This is a genomic window from Parathalassolituus penaei, from assembly GCF_026626885.1.
In the GTDB taxonomy this organism is placed as follows: domain Bacteria; phylum Pseudomonadota; class Gammaproteobacteria; order Pseudomonadales; family Oceanobacteraceae; genus Oceanobacter; species Oceanobacter penaei.
Genome location: NZ_JAPNOA010000028.1, coordinates 171,802 through 189,820 on the forward strand (window position 1 = coordinate 171,802; position 18,019 = coordinate 189,820).

Sequence of the window (18,019 nt, forward strand, 5' to 3'; positions counted from 1 at the left end):
CGCCTTCGGCTTTTCCGGGCTACGGCTTATATAAGTATCTATCGACTGTTCGATTTTAGATCGGCAAGCCGCGGAAGTGCCAATCGTGGCTGCCCATGCGGTTGAACACGGCTTCGCGCAGGGTTGGGTCGATGTCCGGTGAGTAGGGGTCGTAGAGGCCACACAGGCGCAGGGCCTTGTGAATATCGATCTGCGGGCCGAGGTATTCGTAAATCACGCGGGCGCAGCAGGGCATACGCTCACCACTGCCGGATACCCCAATACGCAGGCCCGACAGGCGGGTGATGCGGTTACGGAATGACGGGAACAGGATGGTCTGGGTCATTTCGTTGCCGGTGATGGTTTCGTAGTCCGACATAAAAATACGGTCGGTGAGGAAGTGCACCATGCCGAGATAACGGCCGTGGCTGACCTTGCCGTCGGTTTCTTCACGCAGGCGTTCGGTACGCTGGTAATAGACCTGGTCGCCCTGACGCTCGATGCAGATGAGGGTGCGTAGCAGTTTGCCGGGGCAGGCCATCGACAGGTAATACTCGAAGTAATAGCCCAGATATTTGTCGAGCGGCGCGCCGCTGTACTGGCGCAACGACTGCAAATGCGGGGTTTCTGGCAGCTCCTGTGGTGTATTGCTCTGTTGCAGCTGCAGTTTGGGACGCACCCGGATCAGGCGCTGGAACTGATCATGCGGCATGAGAATTTCGTGTTCCTCGACACCAAAAAAGTCACATAACTGGCGCATGGTACTGGTCGATGGTTTGCCTCGCCCGGCCAGATAACGGTTGAATTGTGGGCGATTAAGTTTCAGCAGCCGACAGACTTCCGCAATCGATTTGTAGTAGCTGCACAACAGTCGCAGGTTGCGGCAAAAGTCTTCATTCATGAGCAGGATTTCCCCCTCAGGCGTGGCAATGGTGGTTCTGGGAGGCTGTTCGTACTCGCGTATCGTCGCTGTCAGCGCAACACTCTGCTTACCTTAACACGACAACTGGCGCTACTTGATGCTGATAAAGCGTCTTTTTGCGTCAGATAGCATCAAGGCGACAAGTTTAACAGCAGTGCTGGCTTTGTTTGAATAATCGCATCCCAACAAGAACAAAAAACCGACCTGGATCGGATAGGAGGCGATATGCTCGACTTTCTCAATGATTTGCTGTGGGGCAAGGTGCTGATCGGTGTACTGATCGCATTAGGCCTGTGGTTTACCGTGGGTTCACGGTTTGTGCAGTTCCGTTATTTCGGAAAGATGTTTGGCATCCTGCGTTTGAGTCAAACCAAACGCGACAAGTATGGTCACCTCAGTTCCTTCCAGGCGCTGCTGCTGTCCGTTGCTGGTCGTGTGGGGGGCGGTAACATCGCAGGTGTGGCCGTTGCGATTACACTCGGCGGTCCTGGTGCAATCTTCTGGATGTGGATGGTTGGTCTGATGGGTATGGCAACATCCTATCTGGAATGTACCCTGGCCCAGGCTTACAAAAAGTCTGAACCGGATGGTACTTACCGTGGCGGCCCTGCTTACTACATTACCCGTGGTATGGGTGCCAAGTGGAAGTGGTTGGGTGCTCTGTACTCCGTACTGCTGCTGATCACCTTCGGCTTCGGTTTCACCGCTCTGCAGTCCTACTCGGTTGCGACTTCTTTCAATGATGCGTTCGGCATTCCTCCTATCTACACCGGCCTGTCTCTGGCCATGGTGGTGGGTCTGATCATTTTCGGTGGCGTGAAGCGTATTGCTCAGGCGTCTGAAGTGATGGTTCCGGTAATGGCTGTGGGTTACCTGGCGATTGCTGTGGTGGTTCTGGGTATGAACCTGGACCGTATTCCTGATGTGTTCGTCCTGATCGTGAAGAGTGCCTTTGGTCTTGAACCTGCTATCGGTGGTGGTATCGGTGCAGCAATCCTGATGGGTGTGAAGCGTGGTCTGTTTTCGAACGAAGCCGGTCTGGGCAGTGCCCCTAACGTGGCGGCGGTTGCTTACGTTCCGCATCCAGCCAGTCAGGGTATCGTGCAGTCTTTCTCGGTGTTCATCGACACTCTGATCCTGTGTTCCTGCACCGCGTTTATCATCCTGCTGAGCGGCATCTACGATCCTGCGACCATTGCTGGTCAGGGTGGTGTGGCGCTGACCCAGGCGGCTCTGGCCGATCACGTGGGTGAATGGGGTCGTGTATTTGTAAGTCTGGCGCTGTTCCTGTTTGGCTTCACCACCATTCTGTACAACTACTACCTGGGTGAAAACAGCCTGAGTTTCTTCCGTGGCAACAGTCAGAACCTGTTCAACGCCTACCGTGTTGCCAGCATCTGTCTGTGTGGCTGGGGCGCTCTGACTGACCTGGGTACCGTGTTTGCCTTCGCAGACGTCACCATGGGTCTGCTGGCACTGGCAAACCTGTTTGCTCTGGCCATGATGTTCAAGACTGGTATGCGTATCATGAAAGACTACGATGACCAGATTGCCGAGGGTATTGAGACCCCGGTATTTGATTCCCGCCGCTTCGCTGATCTGGATCTGGATCACAAGGCGTGGGACCTGGAGCCGGATCACAAGGCCCAGATCGAAGCCCGTAAACAGCGCAAGACTGCCTGATTACCCGCGGCTGATCGGCCGGTGCCCAAGGCACCGGCCAACCGACCCCGTATCGAGTTGAGATTATCCGTTGATTTGCCCCCGGAGGGCCCTGCTCATCCCGACGTTTATGGAAAACGCGGTAGCAGGGTGCTGGTGATGACGCTGAATCAAGCCTGATGCCTGCCAGGGTTCGCAGGTCTCTTACTGAGCTGCATGAAAATATTATGAATACACGTTTGGAACACGATCTTCTGGGTGACATGGAAATACCGGCAGACGCCTGGTACGGCATCCAGACCCAGCGCGCTGTGGATAACTTTGCCATTACCGGTGTACCGATCAGTCACTTCCCGGAACTGATCCGTGCTCTGGCACTGGTGAAGATGGCCGCCGCCCGCGCTAACCTCGACCTTGGCAATATTTCCGAAGCACGTGCTGACGCTATCATTGAAGCCTGTCAGGACGTTGCTGGCGGTTACCTGCACGACCAGTTTGTGGTTGACCTGATCCAGGGTGGTGCCGGTACCTCTACCAACATGAACGCCAACGAGGTGATTGCCAACCTGGCGCTGGAAAAACTCGGTTACGCCAAAGGTGACTACCAACACCTGCATCCGAACGATGACGTGAACTGCTCACAGTCCACCAACGATGCGTACCCGACCGCTGCTTGCCTGGCGATCCAGTTCGCCGCCGAGCCGCTGGAAAAAACCATCACCAGTCTGGTTGCTGCCCTGCGCGCCAAAGGTGAAGAATTTGCTGATGTTGTGAAGATGGGTCGTACCCAGCTGCAGGACGCGGTGCCAATGACTCTGGGTCAGGAGTTTGAAGCCTTTGCCGTTAACCTCAGTGAAGACATCGACCGTCTGCACGAAGTGTGTCGTCTGCTGTGTGAAGTGAACCTGGGTGGTACTGCGATTGGTACCGGCATCAACACTCACCCGGACTATGCTGGTCTGGCGATTGGTTACCTGGCGGAATTCTCCGGTAAACCAATGGTGCCAGCGGCCAACCTGGTAGAAGCCACCTCTGACATGGGCGCCTTTGTCATGTTTTCTGGTGTGCTGCGTCGTTTTGCGATCAAGCTCAGCAAGATGGCCAACGACCTGCGTCTGCTCTCCAGTGGCCCACGTACCGGTTTTGGTGAAATCAGCCTGCCAGCGATGCAGCCAGGCTCTTCCATCATGCCGGGCAAGGTAAATCCGGTGATTCCGGAAGCCGTAAACCAGACTGCCTTCCAGGTAATTGCCAACGATCTGGCCGTTACTCTGGCGGCCGAAGCCGGTCAGCTGCAGCTGAACGCCATGGAACCGCTGATTATTTATAACCTGCTGAACTCCATGAGAATGCTGGGTGCCGCCTGTACAATGCTGGAAGACCGCTGTATCAAGGGAATCGAGGCGAACCGCGAACGTTGTGCTGAACTGCTGAACATCAGCATTGGCAGCATCACCGCGCTGGTTCCACACATTGGTTATGCCAATGCCTCGCGTATTGCACAAACAGCCCTGCACTCCGGCAGCACCGTGCGTGAATTGGTGTTGGCCGAAGGCCTGCTCGATGAAGCTGAACTGGAAAACCTGCTCAGCCCGCAATCGATGCTGGCACCGCAAGGCCGAACCAGAAGCAAAAAGGCATGATGAAAAAACGCGTACTGATTGTGTATACCGGCGGCACCTTTGGAATGGTGCCTTCCGACCAGGGCTATGTACCCATGACTGGCCTGGCGGATCGCCTGGTCGCACGGTTGCAGGTGTTTGGTCTGGACGACTTGCCGGAGTTCGAGGTGCTGGAGTTTGGCAAGCTGATCGACAGCTCCAACCTGACACCGGCCGACTGGACACGGATTGGCAATTGCCTGCGTGACCATTGGGCCCAGTACGACGGTTTTGTGATTCTGCATGGCACCGACACCATGGCCTACACCGCTTCGGCGTTGTCGTTCATGCTGCAGCCACTCGACAAGCCGGTGATTATCACCGGCTCGCAGATTCCGTTGGCCGAATTGCGCAATGATGCCGATATCAACCTGATTACCAGCATGCAGCTGGCGGCTCGTGATGATATTCACGAAGTCTGCATCTGTTTTGGCAATCGTATTCTGCGTGGTAATCGTGCGGTCAAGGTCAATAGTATGGATCTTGCTGCATTTGATTCCCCGAATATGGCCTGGCTCGGTTCGGTGGGTATTGATATCAATATGCGTGATGATTTGCTGCTGGAAGCAGGTGTGCCCGATATCCAGGTACCGGAATATGATCCGGATGCGGTATTGGTGTTTACCCTGTATCCGGGTGTGAATCATCAACTGCTGCAAGCCATGCTGGATATCAGTCCGCGTGCGCGTGCACTGATTATTCGCAGTTACGGTGTTGGTAATCCGCCGGATGCCAACCAGGAACTGATGCAGTTGCTGGAGCAGGCCTGTGCCCGTGGTCTGGTGGTGGTCAATCTGACCCAATGCCAGCAAGGTCCGGTGGTGCAAGGCGCGTATGCAACCGGCGCAACCCTCAACCGCATTGGTGTGGTGGGTGGTTCCGACCTGACACTGGAAGCGACCTTTGCCAAGCTGCACTGGTTACTGGCAACCCGTTCCGACCCGCAGGAAGTACGTCAGTTAATGGCGACGCCGCTGCGTGGTGAATGCCGTTGCTGATACGGCACCGCTGAAATCTGATGGATTTCAGTACTCCGGAAATGTTTGTTCCGGTTATCTGATTTGCCCCCTGTTGCTGTTGTCCCGATACATGCGGGAGGGGATTGGTTTTGCTGCATTCTGTATATCCCGCAATATATGCAGGATGGAGCACATCGGGTAGTTCTGAGAAGGGACTTCGTCTCTCACCATTTGCCGTGCCGTTCCCGGAGGTATATCCGGGACGGCGCGGATTTTTTTACCGAATTTCTGATATTCGCACGGTGCGGATATTGAATGATCCGGCGCCCGCCGGAGGCTCGCCTGCGAGCCGCTGAAGTAAAAGCGTTGTCATAACGGAGAATAATTATGAAAAAACACCTGCTTGCGATTGCCGTTGCTGCCGTGACCGCCCTGCCAGCCGTGGCTGATATGAACACCACCGTTTACGGTTCCCTGCGTATTTACACCAGTGCTGGTGATCAACAGGATCTGGATATCTCCAACGATTCTTCCCGTATCGGTCTGAAAGGCACCGTGGATACCGCCCTGACCAACGTCAAGGCGCTATACCAGGTTGAAGCCCAGGTTGGTACTGACAACGGTGTGGACAGCAATGCCGCCCAGAACGAAGCATCGTTTGGTGTGGATGGTCGTCTGGCCTACGTTGGCCTGAGTGGCGATTTTGGCCAGGTGACTGCTGGTCAGCAGTGGACCACCATGTACGACATGGTTACCGGTACCGCCGACCTGACCATCAACGTCAGTGCGGAAGCCCAGCAGTTTTTCCGTATGGACAGCTCCGTTGCCTACGTTTCTCCGGAAATGAACGGCCTGCAATTCGGCGCGTCTGTTTACGCCGACAGCGAAGTGGACAGCGGTGAAGACACCGATCACTTCCAGCTGGCAGCCAAATACAACACCGGTAACCTGACGCTGGCCGCTGGTCTGGATCGCGCATCCGCACAGGAGCTGCCAGACGTACAGGCGCTGTCAGCCACTTACGTGGTGGATAACCTGACTCTGGTAGCACTGGCTGAGCGTCTGAAAACCGACCTTGCCGACTCCGAAGCCAGCTACCCGTTTGAACTGGGGGCTTCCTGGAACTTCGCGCCCGACCAGACTCTGGTGCTGACCCACTACAATCTGGACAACGCCACCGACGACAACGGTTACAACCTCGAGCTGCGCAGCGGTCTGGGTAAAGGGACTACCGTTTACACCAACCTGCAAGCCGATAACGTTGCAGATGAAGATGTTCTGGCTTACGGCCTCGGCCTGAAAGTCGATTTCTGATACCTGTTGATTCAGCCCCGGCAGTGACTGGCCGCCTGCCGGGGTCGATCAGAGTTTCGACAGGGTTACCAGCAACACGCTGGTGACAATCAGGCCGCCACCGATCCAGTGGCGGCGCTCCATCACTTCCCCGAAACGGGTTTTCGAAAAATACAGGGTGCCGAGAATCTCGACCTGCCCCAGTGTTTTCACCAGTGCCGGGTTCACCAGCGCAAAGCCGGTAAACCAGCCGATTGATCCCAACGAACTGAGAATCCCGACCTGTACCGACAGGCGACGATTACCCCGCAACGGTGCTAACCAGTCACCACTGCGAACCATCTGGATACCCGCCAGCAGCACGGCCTGCATACCCAATACCCATACCAGCGTTACTGCCGCCCGGCTGGCCACATGACCGTCGAGGCTATGTGCGGCCATCGCCGCGGTTACCGAGGTAATGGCAAAACAGAAACCGCTACCAAGCCCGGGCCACAACGAGGCATCACGATGCAACTGCCGCAAGGTGCCGGGTTTTACACTCATCACCAGCGCTCCACACATCCCCAGCACCACACCCAACCAGGCGCTGGCCGACAAGACAAAATCCAGCAACGGAATCGCCAGCAAGGCGGCCATCACCGCTTCGGTTTTGGCCAGCAGGGTGCCGAGCACAAAACTGCCGGATTCGAACACCCGTAACATCAGCCAGGTGGCGAGAATCTGGGCAATCGCACAGAGGCTGGCATAACCCACAAAGGCACCGCTATTGGCGACTGTCACTGGCCCGGCAATCAGCCAGCACAGCAGCAGATACAGCAACACCAGCGGCAAACCATAGAGCGAACGTGCCATGGTGGCGTGCAGGACACCCATCTCCCGTGACAGGGTTTTCTGGTACGCCGTACGCATCGACTGGCAGGCGGCGGCCATCAGGGTAACAACAATCCACATGACGATTTCCTTGGTAAACAAGCCGGGTTCCGGTTTGCCTGTCCGCCAGTCAAACGGTTGCGACTGAGTGGGCGGGGCCGGAACGAAGCGCCATCATGCGGTCTGGCGCTTTATGTGTAAAAGGAATGATTTTTATAAAAACAATTCCCAATGGGACTTTGTATGTCAGGCCCGTGTTTGCGACTTGTTTGCAGTTCCTTAACCGGCCGTTAACCGGGTTGTTGATAACCTGCTCGTATCATCACCCATTCCGGATAACGGCTGGAGCCGGAAGCCGGGTGACCTTTTCCATTTTTGTCCCACACCGGCCCCTGCAGAGGAATATCCTGGTTATGAAAGCTCCCCTCCTGCTCAGCACCTTGGTGGTGTCCCTTGTTCTCGGTGGCTGCTTCGGTTCTGAACCTCAGGCTGGTGCCAAAACCGGTGCGGCTGGTGCTGCCCCCGCCACCGAAGTAGGTGTGTTTACGGTCGAACATTCTTCCGTGCCACTGACCTCCGAACTCAAGGGCCGCACCGTGGCGTCCGGCACTGCGGAAGTGCGTCCACAGGTGGGCGGTGTGATCAAACAGCGTCTGTTTGAAGAAGGCTCGGAAGTGAAAAAGGGCCAGTTGCTGTATCAGATCGACCCGAAACTCTACGAAGCGGCGTTTAATCAGGCTCGCGCTAACCTGCGCAGTGCTGAATCCACCCTCGAAAGTGCCCGTCTGAAAGACACCCGTTACGCCAATCTGGTGAAAATTGAGGGTATCTCCAAGCAGGAGTCCGATGACGCCCATGCCGCCTATCTGGAAGCGCAGGCCAATATCGAAAGTTACAAAGCGGCACTGGAAACCGCCCGTATCAACCTCGCCTACACCAAAGTAGTGGCCGAGATTGATGGTCGTATCGGTATTTCCAGCGTAACGCCGGGTGCACTGGTAACCGCCGACCAGAGCACCGCGATGGCGACTATTCGCAGTTTTGACCCGATGTACGTTGACCTCACCCAGGCCAGTCGTGAACTGCTGAACCTGCGCAAACTGCTGGCCCGTGACAGCGTCAGTGCTGGTACTACCGACGTTACCCTGATTCTCGAAGATGGCAGCGAATACCCGCTCAAGGGCCAGCTGCGTGCCCGTGAACTGGCGGTCGACGAAGCCACTGGTTCGGTGACCTTGCGTGCTGAATTCCCGAACCCGGATGGCCTGTTGTTACCGGGTATGTTTGTGCGTGCGGTACTGAGCGAAGCGGTGGATAACCAGGCGATTGTGGTGCCACAGCAGGGCGTGGCGCGTGATAACCAGGGTAACTCCTACGCACTGGTTGTGGGTGCCAACAATCAGGTCGAAAAACGGGTGGTGAAAACCGAACGGGTGATCGGCAACAGCTGGCTGCTCAGCAGTGGTCTGCAGGATGGTGATCGTCTGATTGTGGAAGGCACCAGCAAGGTGAATCCGGGCAGTGCGGTGAACCCGGTGGCGGTAGCGGTGGATCAGGATGGTCGTATCCACGACATCGCCTCTGCCGATGACGAAGGAGCCCACTGATTATGTTTTCAAAGTTCTTTATTGATCGCCCGGTATTCGCCTGGGTGATCTCGATTGTGATCATGCTGGCAGGTCTGGCATCGATCCTGAATCTGCCGATTGCCCAGTATCCAAACGTGGCACCACCATCGATCCGGATTGGTACCACCTACAACGGTGCCGATGCCCAGACCGTTGAAAACAGCGTGACCCAGATTCTGGAGCAGCAGCTCACCGGTCTCGATGGCCTGCTGTATTTCTCATCCAGCAGCACCTCCGATGGCAAGGCCGATGTATCCGTGACCTTTGAACAGGGCACCGATGCTGACTACGCCCAGGTACAGGTGCAGAACAAGGTGCAGCAGATTACCTCGCGTCTGCCGGAGTCGGTGCAGTCACAGGGTGTTACTGTGACCAAGTCGCAGAGTGACTTCCTGCTGATCGTGGCGGTTTACGACAGCAGCGACAAATCGAATGCCTCGGATATTTCCGACTACATCGCTTCCAACATGCAGGACACCATTGCCCGTCAGGAAGGTGTGGGCAGTGTACGGGTGTTCGGTTCCCAGTACGCCATGCGCATCTGGCTTGATCCAACCCGTCTGGCGGCGTACCAGCTGATGCCATCGGATATCAGCAGCGCCCTGTCACAGCAGAACGTGCAGGTAGCGGCCGGTAACATCGGTGCCATGCCAGCCGCAAGCAGCCAGGAGCTGAATGCTACGGTCACTGCGCAATCCATGCTGCAGAGTGTTGACCAGTTCAAGAACATCATCGTCAAACACAACACCAAGGGCGCTGACGTCCTGTTGTCGGATGTGGCGCGGGTGGAAATCGGCAGTGAAAGTTACAGCGCGGTGCCCCGCCTGAATGGCCATCCGGCCTCCGGTATTGCAGTGATGCTGGCACCGGGTGCCAACGCGCTGGATACCGCCGAAGCGGTAAAAGCCACCGTGGAATCCCTGAAATCATCCCTGCCTGAGGGATACGAAATTGCTTATCCGCGTGACAGCACCCAGTTCATCCGTATTTCCATTGAGGAAGTGGTACAGACCCTGATCGAAGCCATCATTCTGGTGGTGCTGGTGATGTGGATTTTCCTGCAAAACTGGCGCGCCACCCTGATTCCGGCGATTGCGGTGCCGGTGGTTCTGCTGGGCACCTTCGGGGTGCTGGAGATCTTCGGGTTCTCGATCAACACCCTCACCATGTTCGGTATTGTGCTGTCGATTGGTCTGCTGGTGGACGACGCCATTGTGGTGGTCGAAAACGTTGAACGTCTGATGCGCGAAAAACACCTGTCGGCCCGTCAGGCCACCATCGAATCGATGTCTGAAATCAGCAGTGCGCTGGTGGGTATTGCGGTGGTGTTGTCGGCGGTATTCCTGCCAATGGCATTTTTTGGTGGCTCCACCGGGGTGATCTACCGCCAGTTCTCCATCACCATTGTGTCGTCGATGGTGCTGTCGGTGATTGTGGCCCTGACCCTGACGCCAACCCTGTGTGCCAGCCTGCTGAAGCCTGTGGATCATCACGGTCAGAGCCGTGGCCTGTTCGGCTGGTTCAACCGTAACTTCGACCGTATGAACAACGCCTACAGTGGTCGTGTGCAACGTCTGCTCCGCCAGCCGGTGCGCTGGATGCTGATGTACGCCCTGATTGTGGGAGCGCTGGCGGTGCTGATGACCCGTCTGCCGGGTGGTTTCCTGCCGGATGAAGACCAGGGTAACACCATGGTGCAGTACAACCTGCCAAGTGGTGCCTCCATCACCCGTACCACCGAAGTGGCCAAGAAAATCGAGGACTACTACCTCAACCAGCAAGCTGACAAGGTTGATGGCATGTTCACGATTTCCGGCTTCAGCTTTGGTGGCAGTGGCCAGAACGCCGGTATGGGCTTTGTTACCCTGAAACCGTGGGATGAACGTACCGCTGAAGGTACCAGTGCCCAGGAAATCGCCATGCGCAGTATGGACGCACTGTCGAATATCCGTGATGCCCGCGTGTTTGCCATGTCGCCACCGGCGATTCAGGGTCTGGGTCAGAGCAACGGTTTCACCATGGAACTGCAGGCTGCTCCGGGGACTTCTCGTGAGGAACTGGCGGAGCTGAAAGACCAGCTGGTGGCCAAGGCGCGTGACAGCAAACTGCTGAGCGGTGTACGTGAAGGTTCGTTGGCGGATACCCCCCAGCTGAAGATTGATATCGACAACGCCCGTGCCGTGGCTCTGGGCCTGTCCCTGAGTGACATCTCCAGCACCCTGAGTTCGGCCTGGGCAGGCAGTTACGTGAATGACTTCCTCGACCGTGATCGCGTCAAGAAGGTGTACATGCAGGGTGATTCCGAGTTCCGTTCAGCACCGGAAGACCTGTCGCGCTGGTATGTGCGTGGCACCAACAGTGACGGTGACACCACCATGACCCCGTTCTCGGCCTTCAGCAGCATCGACTGGAGCTCCGGCCCGCAGAACCTCAGCCGTTTTAACGGTATGTCGTCTTACGAACTGCAAGGTTCCGGTGCTGACGGTGTGAGTTCCGGCGACGCCATGGCGGAAATGGAACGTCTGGTGGGTGAGCTGCCAGCGGGCAAGGTGCAGTACGCCTGGAGCGGTTTGTCCTATCAGGAAAAACTCGCCAGTGGCCAGTCCTTCATGCTGTACGGCATCTCGATTCTGGTGGTGTTCCTGGCGCTGGCGGCCCTGTATGAAAGCTGGTCGGTGCCGTTCTCGGTGATTCTGGTGATTCCGCTGGGTGTGATTGGTGCGGCGCTGGCGGCGACCTTCCGCGGTCTGGAAAACGATATTTACTTCCAGGTAGCGCTGCTGACCACCATTGGTCTGTCGTCGAAAAACGCCATTCTGATTGTGGAGTTTGCCGAGGCGGCTTATCAGCGTGGTAGCAATCTGCTGGAAGCCGCTCTGGAAGGTGCTCGTCTGCGTCTGCGTCCGATCCTGATGACCTCGCTGGCGTTTGTGTTTGGTACCTTGCCACTGGCGATTTCCACCGGTGCTGGCGCCAACAGCCGTATCTCCATCGGTTCCGGTATTGTTGGTGGCACCATCACCGCTACCTTGCTGGCGATTTTCTTCGTACCTCTGTTCTTTGTGCTGGTACGCCGCCTGTTCCCGGCCCGCAAGCCGGTTTATGACGACATGGTTGCTTCAGGAGTCTGATATGCGTGTGATTTCATCTACTTCCAATCGCAACTCATGGCGTCTGTTACCGCTGGCCAGCCTGCTGTTGCTGGCCGGTTGCAGCACCCTGGCGCCGGACTACCAGCGCCCGGATGCACCGGTGCCACAACAGTGGCCAGAGGGTAAAGCCTATGCCGCCAACAGCGGTGATGCCAAAGCCGCTGCCGAGCTGCCATGGCAGGACTTTATTCGCGATCAGCGTCTGCAAACCCTGATTCAGCTGGCGCTGGATAACAACCGCGACCTGCGCCAGACCCTCGAAGACGTGCAAGCCGCCCGTGCCAGTTATCTGGTACAGCGTGGCGGCGAAATGCCAACGGTGAATGCCGGCCTGTCGGCCAGCCGTTCGAAGGTACAGGCGGGTACCACCTCCAACAGTGCCCAGGCGACCGTGGGGATGAGTGCCTATGAAATCGACCTGTTCGGCAAAAACCGCAGCCTGACCGAAGCCGAACGCCAGAGCTGGCTGGCCAGTGAGGAAACCGCGCGCGCAGCCCGCATCACCCTGATTGGTGAAATCACCAGCGCCTGGCTGACCCTGGCGGCCGACCGTAACCTGCTGACGCTGGCCGAGCAGACTGCCGAAAACGCCCGCCAGGCGATGGAAATAACCCGCAAGCGTCTGGAGATGGGCGTGGATTCCCGGGTCGATCTGAGCAGTGCTGAAACCACCTGGTATTCCGCCAAGGCCGATATCGCTTCCTACACCACTCAGGTGGCGCAGGATCGTAATGCCTTGTGGCTGCTGGTGGGGCAGAACTTCGACGACAGCCTGTTACCAACCGAACTGCCCGCCAGTACCGGGTTGCTGGCTGACATACCAGCTGGTTTGCAGTCCGATGTGCTGTTGCAGCGCCCGGATGTACTGGCCGCTGAACACAGCCTGCAATCGGCCAACGCCAGTATTGGTGCGGCCAAGGCAGAACGTTTCCCGAGTCTGAGCCTGACGGCTACCGGTGGTCTGGCCAGCTCAGCGATGGCGGATATTTTCACCGGTGGTGCCAGCACCATCTGGACGCTGGCACCGTCGTTGTCGATGCCAATCTTTGATGGTGGCAGCAGCAAGGCCCAGGTGGCTTACAGCGAAGCCGAATACCGCAAGGCGGTTGCGGCCTGGGAAGGTACGGTGCAGTCGGCGTTTGCGGAAGTGGCCGATGCACTGGCGCGGCGTGGCACCATCCAGCAACAGCTGGATGCTGAAACCTCGGTGGTATCCGCGGCCCAGCGCAGTTATGACCTGTCGCTGGCCCGTTACCAGAACGGAATCGACAGCTTTAACGATGCCCTCGACTCCCAGCGTACGCTGTACAGTTCCCAGCAGGGGCTGATCAACACCCGTCTGGAAGATCTGGATAACCGGGTCACCCTCTATCGGGTGCTCGGTGGCGGCCTGGCGGAACCCAACACCACCGCTGATTCAGAGCCAGCTGCAGCGGTCAACGGGGCAGCTGGCGGCTGATAATCTCCGTATTGGCACCCAACAAAAAGCCCGCGCTGGTTAAGCAGTGCGGGCTTTTGTGTTTCTGGCGAGGAAAAGCGTTTGGCTTATGCCACGTCGATGGCTTCACCAATCGCATAAAAACGGCCACCGGCAACATAGTGCAGGCTGCGCAGCGCCGGATCAGCGTCTTCAAAGTGCCAGTGACCATCGCGGAATACGCGGGTATCGGCCCAGGCCGCCACCACTTCACCAATAAACAGGTCGTACACGGCCTGATTCCACGGCTCATCGACTACCTTGCACAACAGCCAGCCGCTGCAACCATCGACCATTGGCTGGTCGTAGTCGGGCATACGGAACAGCTCAACACCGGCTTCGGCCAGCTTGTTGGGATGATCGGCCAGGCTTTCATGACCAACCTTGTGCACCATGGCCGCTTGCGCCACGGTCGGAATCTGCAGCACAAACAGGCCGCTCTGTTCGATCAGGGCCCGGGTACGGGTGCTTTTATCCAGAACCACAGTGACTTTGGCTGGGGAAAAATCGAGAGCACAGGCCCAGGCCGCCGCCATCACGTTATCCACACCTTCGTGGCAGGCGGATACCAGCACGGTTGGACCGTGGTTCAGCAAACGCCATGCCTTATCGAGAGCAACCGCTTCAACTGATGGATTCACAGCATATCCTCCGGAAAACGAAGCCGAGATGGTAATCCCGGCCTTTGCTGATCACTATCAAATTAAGCGGGAAAGACCGTTGTCTTGACCACGGTCAGGAACGGCTCAACCTTTGCGCACCCGCAGCAACACCAGCACTGCCAGCAGCAGTGGCGCCAATGACGCCCACAACACCGCATTCCAGCCCCAGGCGGTCAGGACGCCGCCAGACGACAACGAACCAATCGCCATCAGGCCAAAAATGATGAAGTCATTCAGGGACTGTACGCGGTTCTTTTCTTCTGCACTGTGGCACTGCAGAACCAGCGCCGACGCACCCAGAAAACCGAAGTTCCAGCCAACACCCAGCAGCACCAGCATGGCCCAGAAATGCATAATCTCGATACCCATCAGGCCGACACCGATCGAGCCGAGCGTTAACAACAAACCGGCCATCGACACTGGCATGGCACCCCAGCGTTCGATCAGGCGGCCGGTAAAAAAGCTCGGCGCGTACATGGCAATCACATGCCACTGGATACCGAGGTTGGAGCTGGATTGTGGATAACCGCAGAAGTGCATTGCCAATGGCGCAGCGGTCATCACGAAGTTCATGACGGTGTAAGCCACCGCGCCACAAATCACTGCGGTGATAAACAGCGGCTGGCGAATCACTTCCGACAGCGGGCGGCCCGCGGCGGTCTGACCGGCCACCGGGGCGGGTGTTGCTGGTAGTTGCACTCCGGCCAGCACCAGCGCCGACAACATGGCGACCAGTGCCTGAATCAGAAACGTGCCAGCAAAGGTATGACCCGGCCACAGGTTCATGGTGAAGGTCACCAGCTGGGGGCCAATCACACCGGCGGCGACACCACCCGCCATCACCAGCGACAATGCCCGCGCCTTGCGTTCCGGCGCAACCCCGTCAGCGGCAGCAAACCGGAACGACAACACCACGGCGGCATAGGCACCACCCAAAAAGGTCGACAGGCACAATAGCCAGAACGAGGTTTGCATCACCGCCAGTACGGCAATCAGGCCAGCCAGCGTGCCACACAGGGTTCCCGCCATAAACGCCGCCTTGCGGCCGTAATAACGGGCCAGTACCCCCATCGGCCAGATACAGGCGGCCATCCCCACCACAAAAATGGTCACAGGCAAGGTCGCCAGTACCGGCAGCGGCGCCAGCATACTACCGAGAATGGCTGCCGTGGCAAAAATCACGATAGCGTTGGCACCGGCCAGCGCCTGGGCAATCGCCAGACGCCAGATATTGCCCTGCTGTACGGACACCGGCAGAGTTTGGGAAGGGCTGTTCATGGCAGTATCCATTCAGGGAGACAGAAAAGGGTTGGCCTGTACCGGTGGCAGGTTCAGCTGCGACTGACAGGGCTGGGTATTCTGCAGGGGCGTTGTTGAGGTCACAATGGATATCTGATCATCATGATCATTGCTACGCAAACCTATTGCTTTGTCAATGTTCATCTATACCTGATCAGCCCTGCAGTATTATGATTTTGCAATTATGATGATATGTCTCCTGGCTCTGGTTTTCGCTTGATTGTCTGGATAACCGATACCGGAGCTTATTGAATGGAACTGTTTATATCTACGGAGCAGGCATTGCAACAACTCAGAATTGGTGTTATTGGCGGATCAAACAGCGCATTGAAAAATGGTTATGTTCCATTAATGGTAAAGATGCTTGAAGAGAGTGGTGTTGTTGTTGATCTGGAGAATCACGCAGTTGGTGCAACCAACTCTGTGAATGGATTGGCCGTTCTGAAGAATACGGAGCTGGCTGGCAATGTTGATATCTTGCTGGTGGAATATACGCTGAATGATGCAGCCAGCTTTTCACGTCGTCCACAGTTATTCGGATTCTGGGCAAAAGCATATGAGGGGATGATTCGCATTGCGCTGGATAAAAACCCTGATCTGATAATTATCCCGATAATATTGAAGATGCGAACCAGAGAGGGAGCTGGTTACCTTTGTCCTGTTTACAGCGGTAGTGTTGGACTGGCAGCCCGCTATCATCTGCAACTGGTCGACATGGTTGCGGAAGAGGCTGTGAGTGGTCCGGATCCAGAGACTCTCTATAGCGATGAAGCTCATTACTCCATCAATAGTGGTGCACCCTGGATTGCCTCACATGTTTCGCGAGTCATTCTGGAAGTTCTTCGTCAGCGGCCATGCCAGACAGTGACGAAGCCAGTTGATCCAACCTGCTTTTCGAATGTGAAGTACTGGGCTGATGTTTCAGCGCTGGTACCTGAATGCAAGACCAGGCATTTCATCAACTCAATGGTGGATGTAAATGCGTATGTGTTGGCTAATAAAGATCCGGTTCGATTCAGACTTTGGGGGCGTATCCTTGCGTTACAATTTGTTTCAACACCTGACAGTCCAGCGATCCGAATATCGGTAGGCAAGGAAAGCTATATCCAGAATACAGTGCGCTCAACATTCAGGAATAAAAAATTCCCTTTCTTGTTGAGTACTATTATTCCGGTTGTGCATACAGGCGTTGATTTGACCAGTAATGGTTCTCTGGTCTCGATTTCGCATACTCCGCCCGACAACAAGGATGATTCCTCCGCCGGGCTTTCCGAAGCGACAGGGGCATTTATACCCTCTGTTGAGCCAATTTCTGGTCCGTTCCATCTGGTTGGCATTTTATACTCGGGCGGAATTCAGCCCATGTAAGGACCGTCTGCCAAACCAGGAGGCTCACGCCTGTGAATCTCCAGGGACACTTTGAATAACTCTGCACGAGTGCTGCAGCACTTGCACGGGAGCTGTGCAGAGTTTTTCCAATTGTCTCTGCATCTGATGTTTGTTGGCTGTTGTCAGGAAAAATTAAAAGCTTCGTGTGATTACTCACTCAATATTCTGCACCTGCTCACGCATCTGCTCGATCAGCACTTTCATTTCTACCGCGGCCTGGGTGGTGACGCTGGTGAGGGCTTTGGATGACAGGGTGTTCGCTTCGCGATTCAGCTCCTGCATCATAAAGTCGAGGCGGCGGCCAATCGGTTCGTTGCGTTTGAGGATGCGGCCAATCTCGGTGATATGGGTGCGCAGGCGGTCGAGTTCTTCGGCAACGTCGGCTTTCTGGGCCAGAATCACCATTTCCTGTTCGAGGCGTTCCTGACTGGCGAGGTTTTCCTTGCCATCCAGCATGTCGGTCAGACGGTTCTGCAGTTGCTGGCGTTGGGCGGCGAGGGCTTCCGGCAGGTGAGTCTGTACATCCTTGACCAGTGCGGTCATGGCATCAATACGCTGGCGAATCAGGTTGGCCAGCTCTGCACCTTCACGGGCACGGGTGTGCTGGGCGACGTCCAGACACTGACGGAAACCGTCGAGGGCCTGCTCCAGCAGCATTGGCTGGTCGCTGCCTTCGTTGCGCAGAATACCGGGCCATGCCAGCAGGGCTAGGGCATCCGGGTTACTGCTGTCGGGAATGGTGGCGCGAATCTGATCAAGTGCGCTGGCCAGTTCATTGAGGCGATCAGTGTTCACCGACAGGCTCTGGTTGCTGTTGTCGGTCTGCAGTTTGAGGAAACATTCGATCTTGCCACGGCTGAATTGCTGCCGCAGGGCATCGCGCAGGGCGGGTTCCAGTTCTCGCAGGCTGTCGGGCAGACGGAAGTGGGGTTCGAGGTAACGGCTGTTAACAGTGCGGATTTCCCAGGTCAACTGACCCGCCTGACTGTTACTGCTGTGGCGGGCGAAGGAAGTCATGCTGTTAACCACGGGGCGCTCCTGTGCTGTCTCGAAATTGTCTCTC

General features: G+C 56.5%; 13 protein-coding genes. 8 read left to right on the forward strand and 5 right to left on the reverse strand.

Annotation, left to right across the window (positions count from 1 at the left end):
• Positions 1-55: 55 nt before the first annotated feature.
• Positions 56-880: a helix-turn-helix domain-containing protein gene (locus OUO13_RS11100; RefSeq protein WP_283173955.1), complete on the reverse strand. Its 825-nt coding sequence runs from the start codon at positions 878-880 to the stop codon at positions 56-58.
• A gap of 246 nt (positions 881-1,126) precedes the next feature.
• Between OUO13_RS11100 and OUO13_RS11105 the strand changes: the two genes are divergently transcribed.
• The 4 genes from OUO13_RS11105 to OUO13_RS11120 all read left to right on the forward strand — a co-directional run bounded on the left by OUO13_RS11105 (position 1,127) and on the right by OUO13_RS11120 (position 6,497).
• Positions 1,127-2,584, forward strand: coding sequence for an alanine/glycine:cation symporter family protein (locus OUO13_RS11105; RefSeq protein ID WP_283173956.1), 1,458 nt, complete (start codon positions 1,127-1,129; stop codon positions 2,582-2,584).
• 206 nt (positions 2,585-2,790) lie between these two features.
• Positions 2,791-4,206: an aspartate ammonia-lyase gene (locus tag OUO13_RS11110; RefSeq protein ID WP_283173957.1), complete on the forward strand. Its 1,416-nt coding sequence runs from the start codon at positions 2,791-2,793 to the stop codon at positions 4,204-4,206.
• Complete coding sequence (gene ansA / locus OUO13_RS11115; RefSeq protein ID WP_283173958.1) at positions 4,203-5,222, forward strand: asparaginase; 1,020 nt, start codon at positions 4,203-4,205, stop codon at positions 5,220-5,222. The genes OUO13_RS11110 and ansA overlap by 4 nt, the downstream gene beginning before the upstream one ends.
• Positions 5,223-5,570: 348 nt before the next feature.
• Positions 5,571-6,497 carry a porin gene (locus OUO13_RS11120; RefSeq protein ID WP_283173959.1) on the forward strand — a complete coding sequence of 309 codons (927 nt, stop codon included), beginning with the start codon at positions 5,571-5,573 and terminating at the stop codon, positions 6,495-6,497.
• A 48-nt stretch (positions 6,498-6,545) separates the two neighbouring features.
• Here the strand turns inward: OUO13_RS11120 and OUO13_RS11125 are convergent, their stop codons facing one another.
• Positions 6,546-7,430 (reverse strand): EamA family transporter, encoded by an 885-nt coding sequence (locus tag OUO13_RS11125; RefSeq protein WP_283173960.1) that lies wholly within the window; start codon positions 7,428-7,430, stop codon positions 6,546-6,548.
• Positions 7,431-7,762: 332 nt separating this feature from the next.
• Between OUO13_RS11125 and OUO13_RS11130 the strand changes: the two genes are divergently transcribed.
• Genes OUO13_RS11130 through OUO13_RS11140 form a run of 3 tightly spaced genes read left to right on the forward strand, consistent with a single transcriptional unit; the run spans position 7,763 to position 13,588 of the window.
• Positions 7,763-8,956: an efflux RND transporter periplasmic adaptor subunit gene (locus OUO13_RS11130; protein ID WP_283173961.1), complete on the forward strand. Its 1,194-nt coding sequence runs from the start codon at positions 7,763-7,765 to the stop codon at positions 8,954-8,956.
• Positions 8,957-8,958: 2 nt separating this feature from the next.
• Entirely contained in the window at positions 8,959-12,108 is a 3,150-nt protein-coding gene (locus tag OUO13_RS11135; RefSeq protein ID WP_283173962.1) for an efflux RND transporter permease subunit, read from the forward strand.
• Between the two features lies 1 nt (position 12,109).
• On the forward strand, positions 12,110-13,588 hold the full coding sequence (locus OUO13_RS11140; protein ID WP_283173963.1) for an efflux transporter outer membrane subunit: 1,479 nt from the start codon (positions 12,110-12,112) through the stop codon (positions 13,586-13,588).
• A gap of 86 nt (positions 13,589-13,674) precedes the next feature.
• Here the strand turns inward: OUO13_RS11140 and OUO13_RS11145 are convergent, their stop codons facing one another.
• Together OUO13_RS11145 and OUO13_RS11150 are read right to left on the reverse strand one after the other, a co-directional pair.
• A complete protein-coding gene (locus OUO13_RS11145; RefSeq protein WP_283173964.1) occupies positions 13,675-14,247 on the reverse strand; it encodes a flavin reductase family protein in 573 nt (190 codons plus the stop codon).
• A 105-nt stretch (positions 14,248-14,352) separates the two neighbouring features.
• Positions 14,353-15,546 carry an MFS transporter gene (locus tag OUO13_RS11150; protein ID WP_283173965.1) on the reverse strand — a complete coding sequence of 398 codons (1,194 nt, stop codon included), beginning with the start codon at positions 15,544-15,546 and terminating at the stop codon, positions 14,353-14,355.
• Positions 15,547-15,819: 273 nt separating this feature from the next.
• On the opposite strand from OUO13_RS11150, the gene OUO13_RS11155 reads away from it, so the two are divergent.
• Positions 15,820-16,935 (forward strand): SGNH/GDSL hydrolase family protein, encoded by a 1,116-nt coding sequence (locus tag OUO13_RS11155; protein ID WP_283173966.1) that lies wholly within the window; start codon positions 15,820-15,822, stop codon positions 16,933-16,935.
• Positions 16,936-17,109: 174 nt separating this feature from the next.
• Here the strand turns inward: OUO13_RS11155 and OUO13_RS11160 are convergent, their stop codons facing one another.
• Entirely contained in the window at positions 17,110-17,985 is an 876-nt protein-coding gene (locus OUO13_RS11160; protein ID WP_283173967.1) for a YicC/YloC family endoribonuclease, read from the reverse strand.
• Positions 17,986-18,019 lie beyond the last annotated feature (34 nt).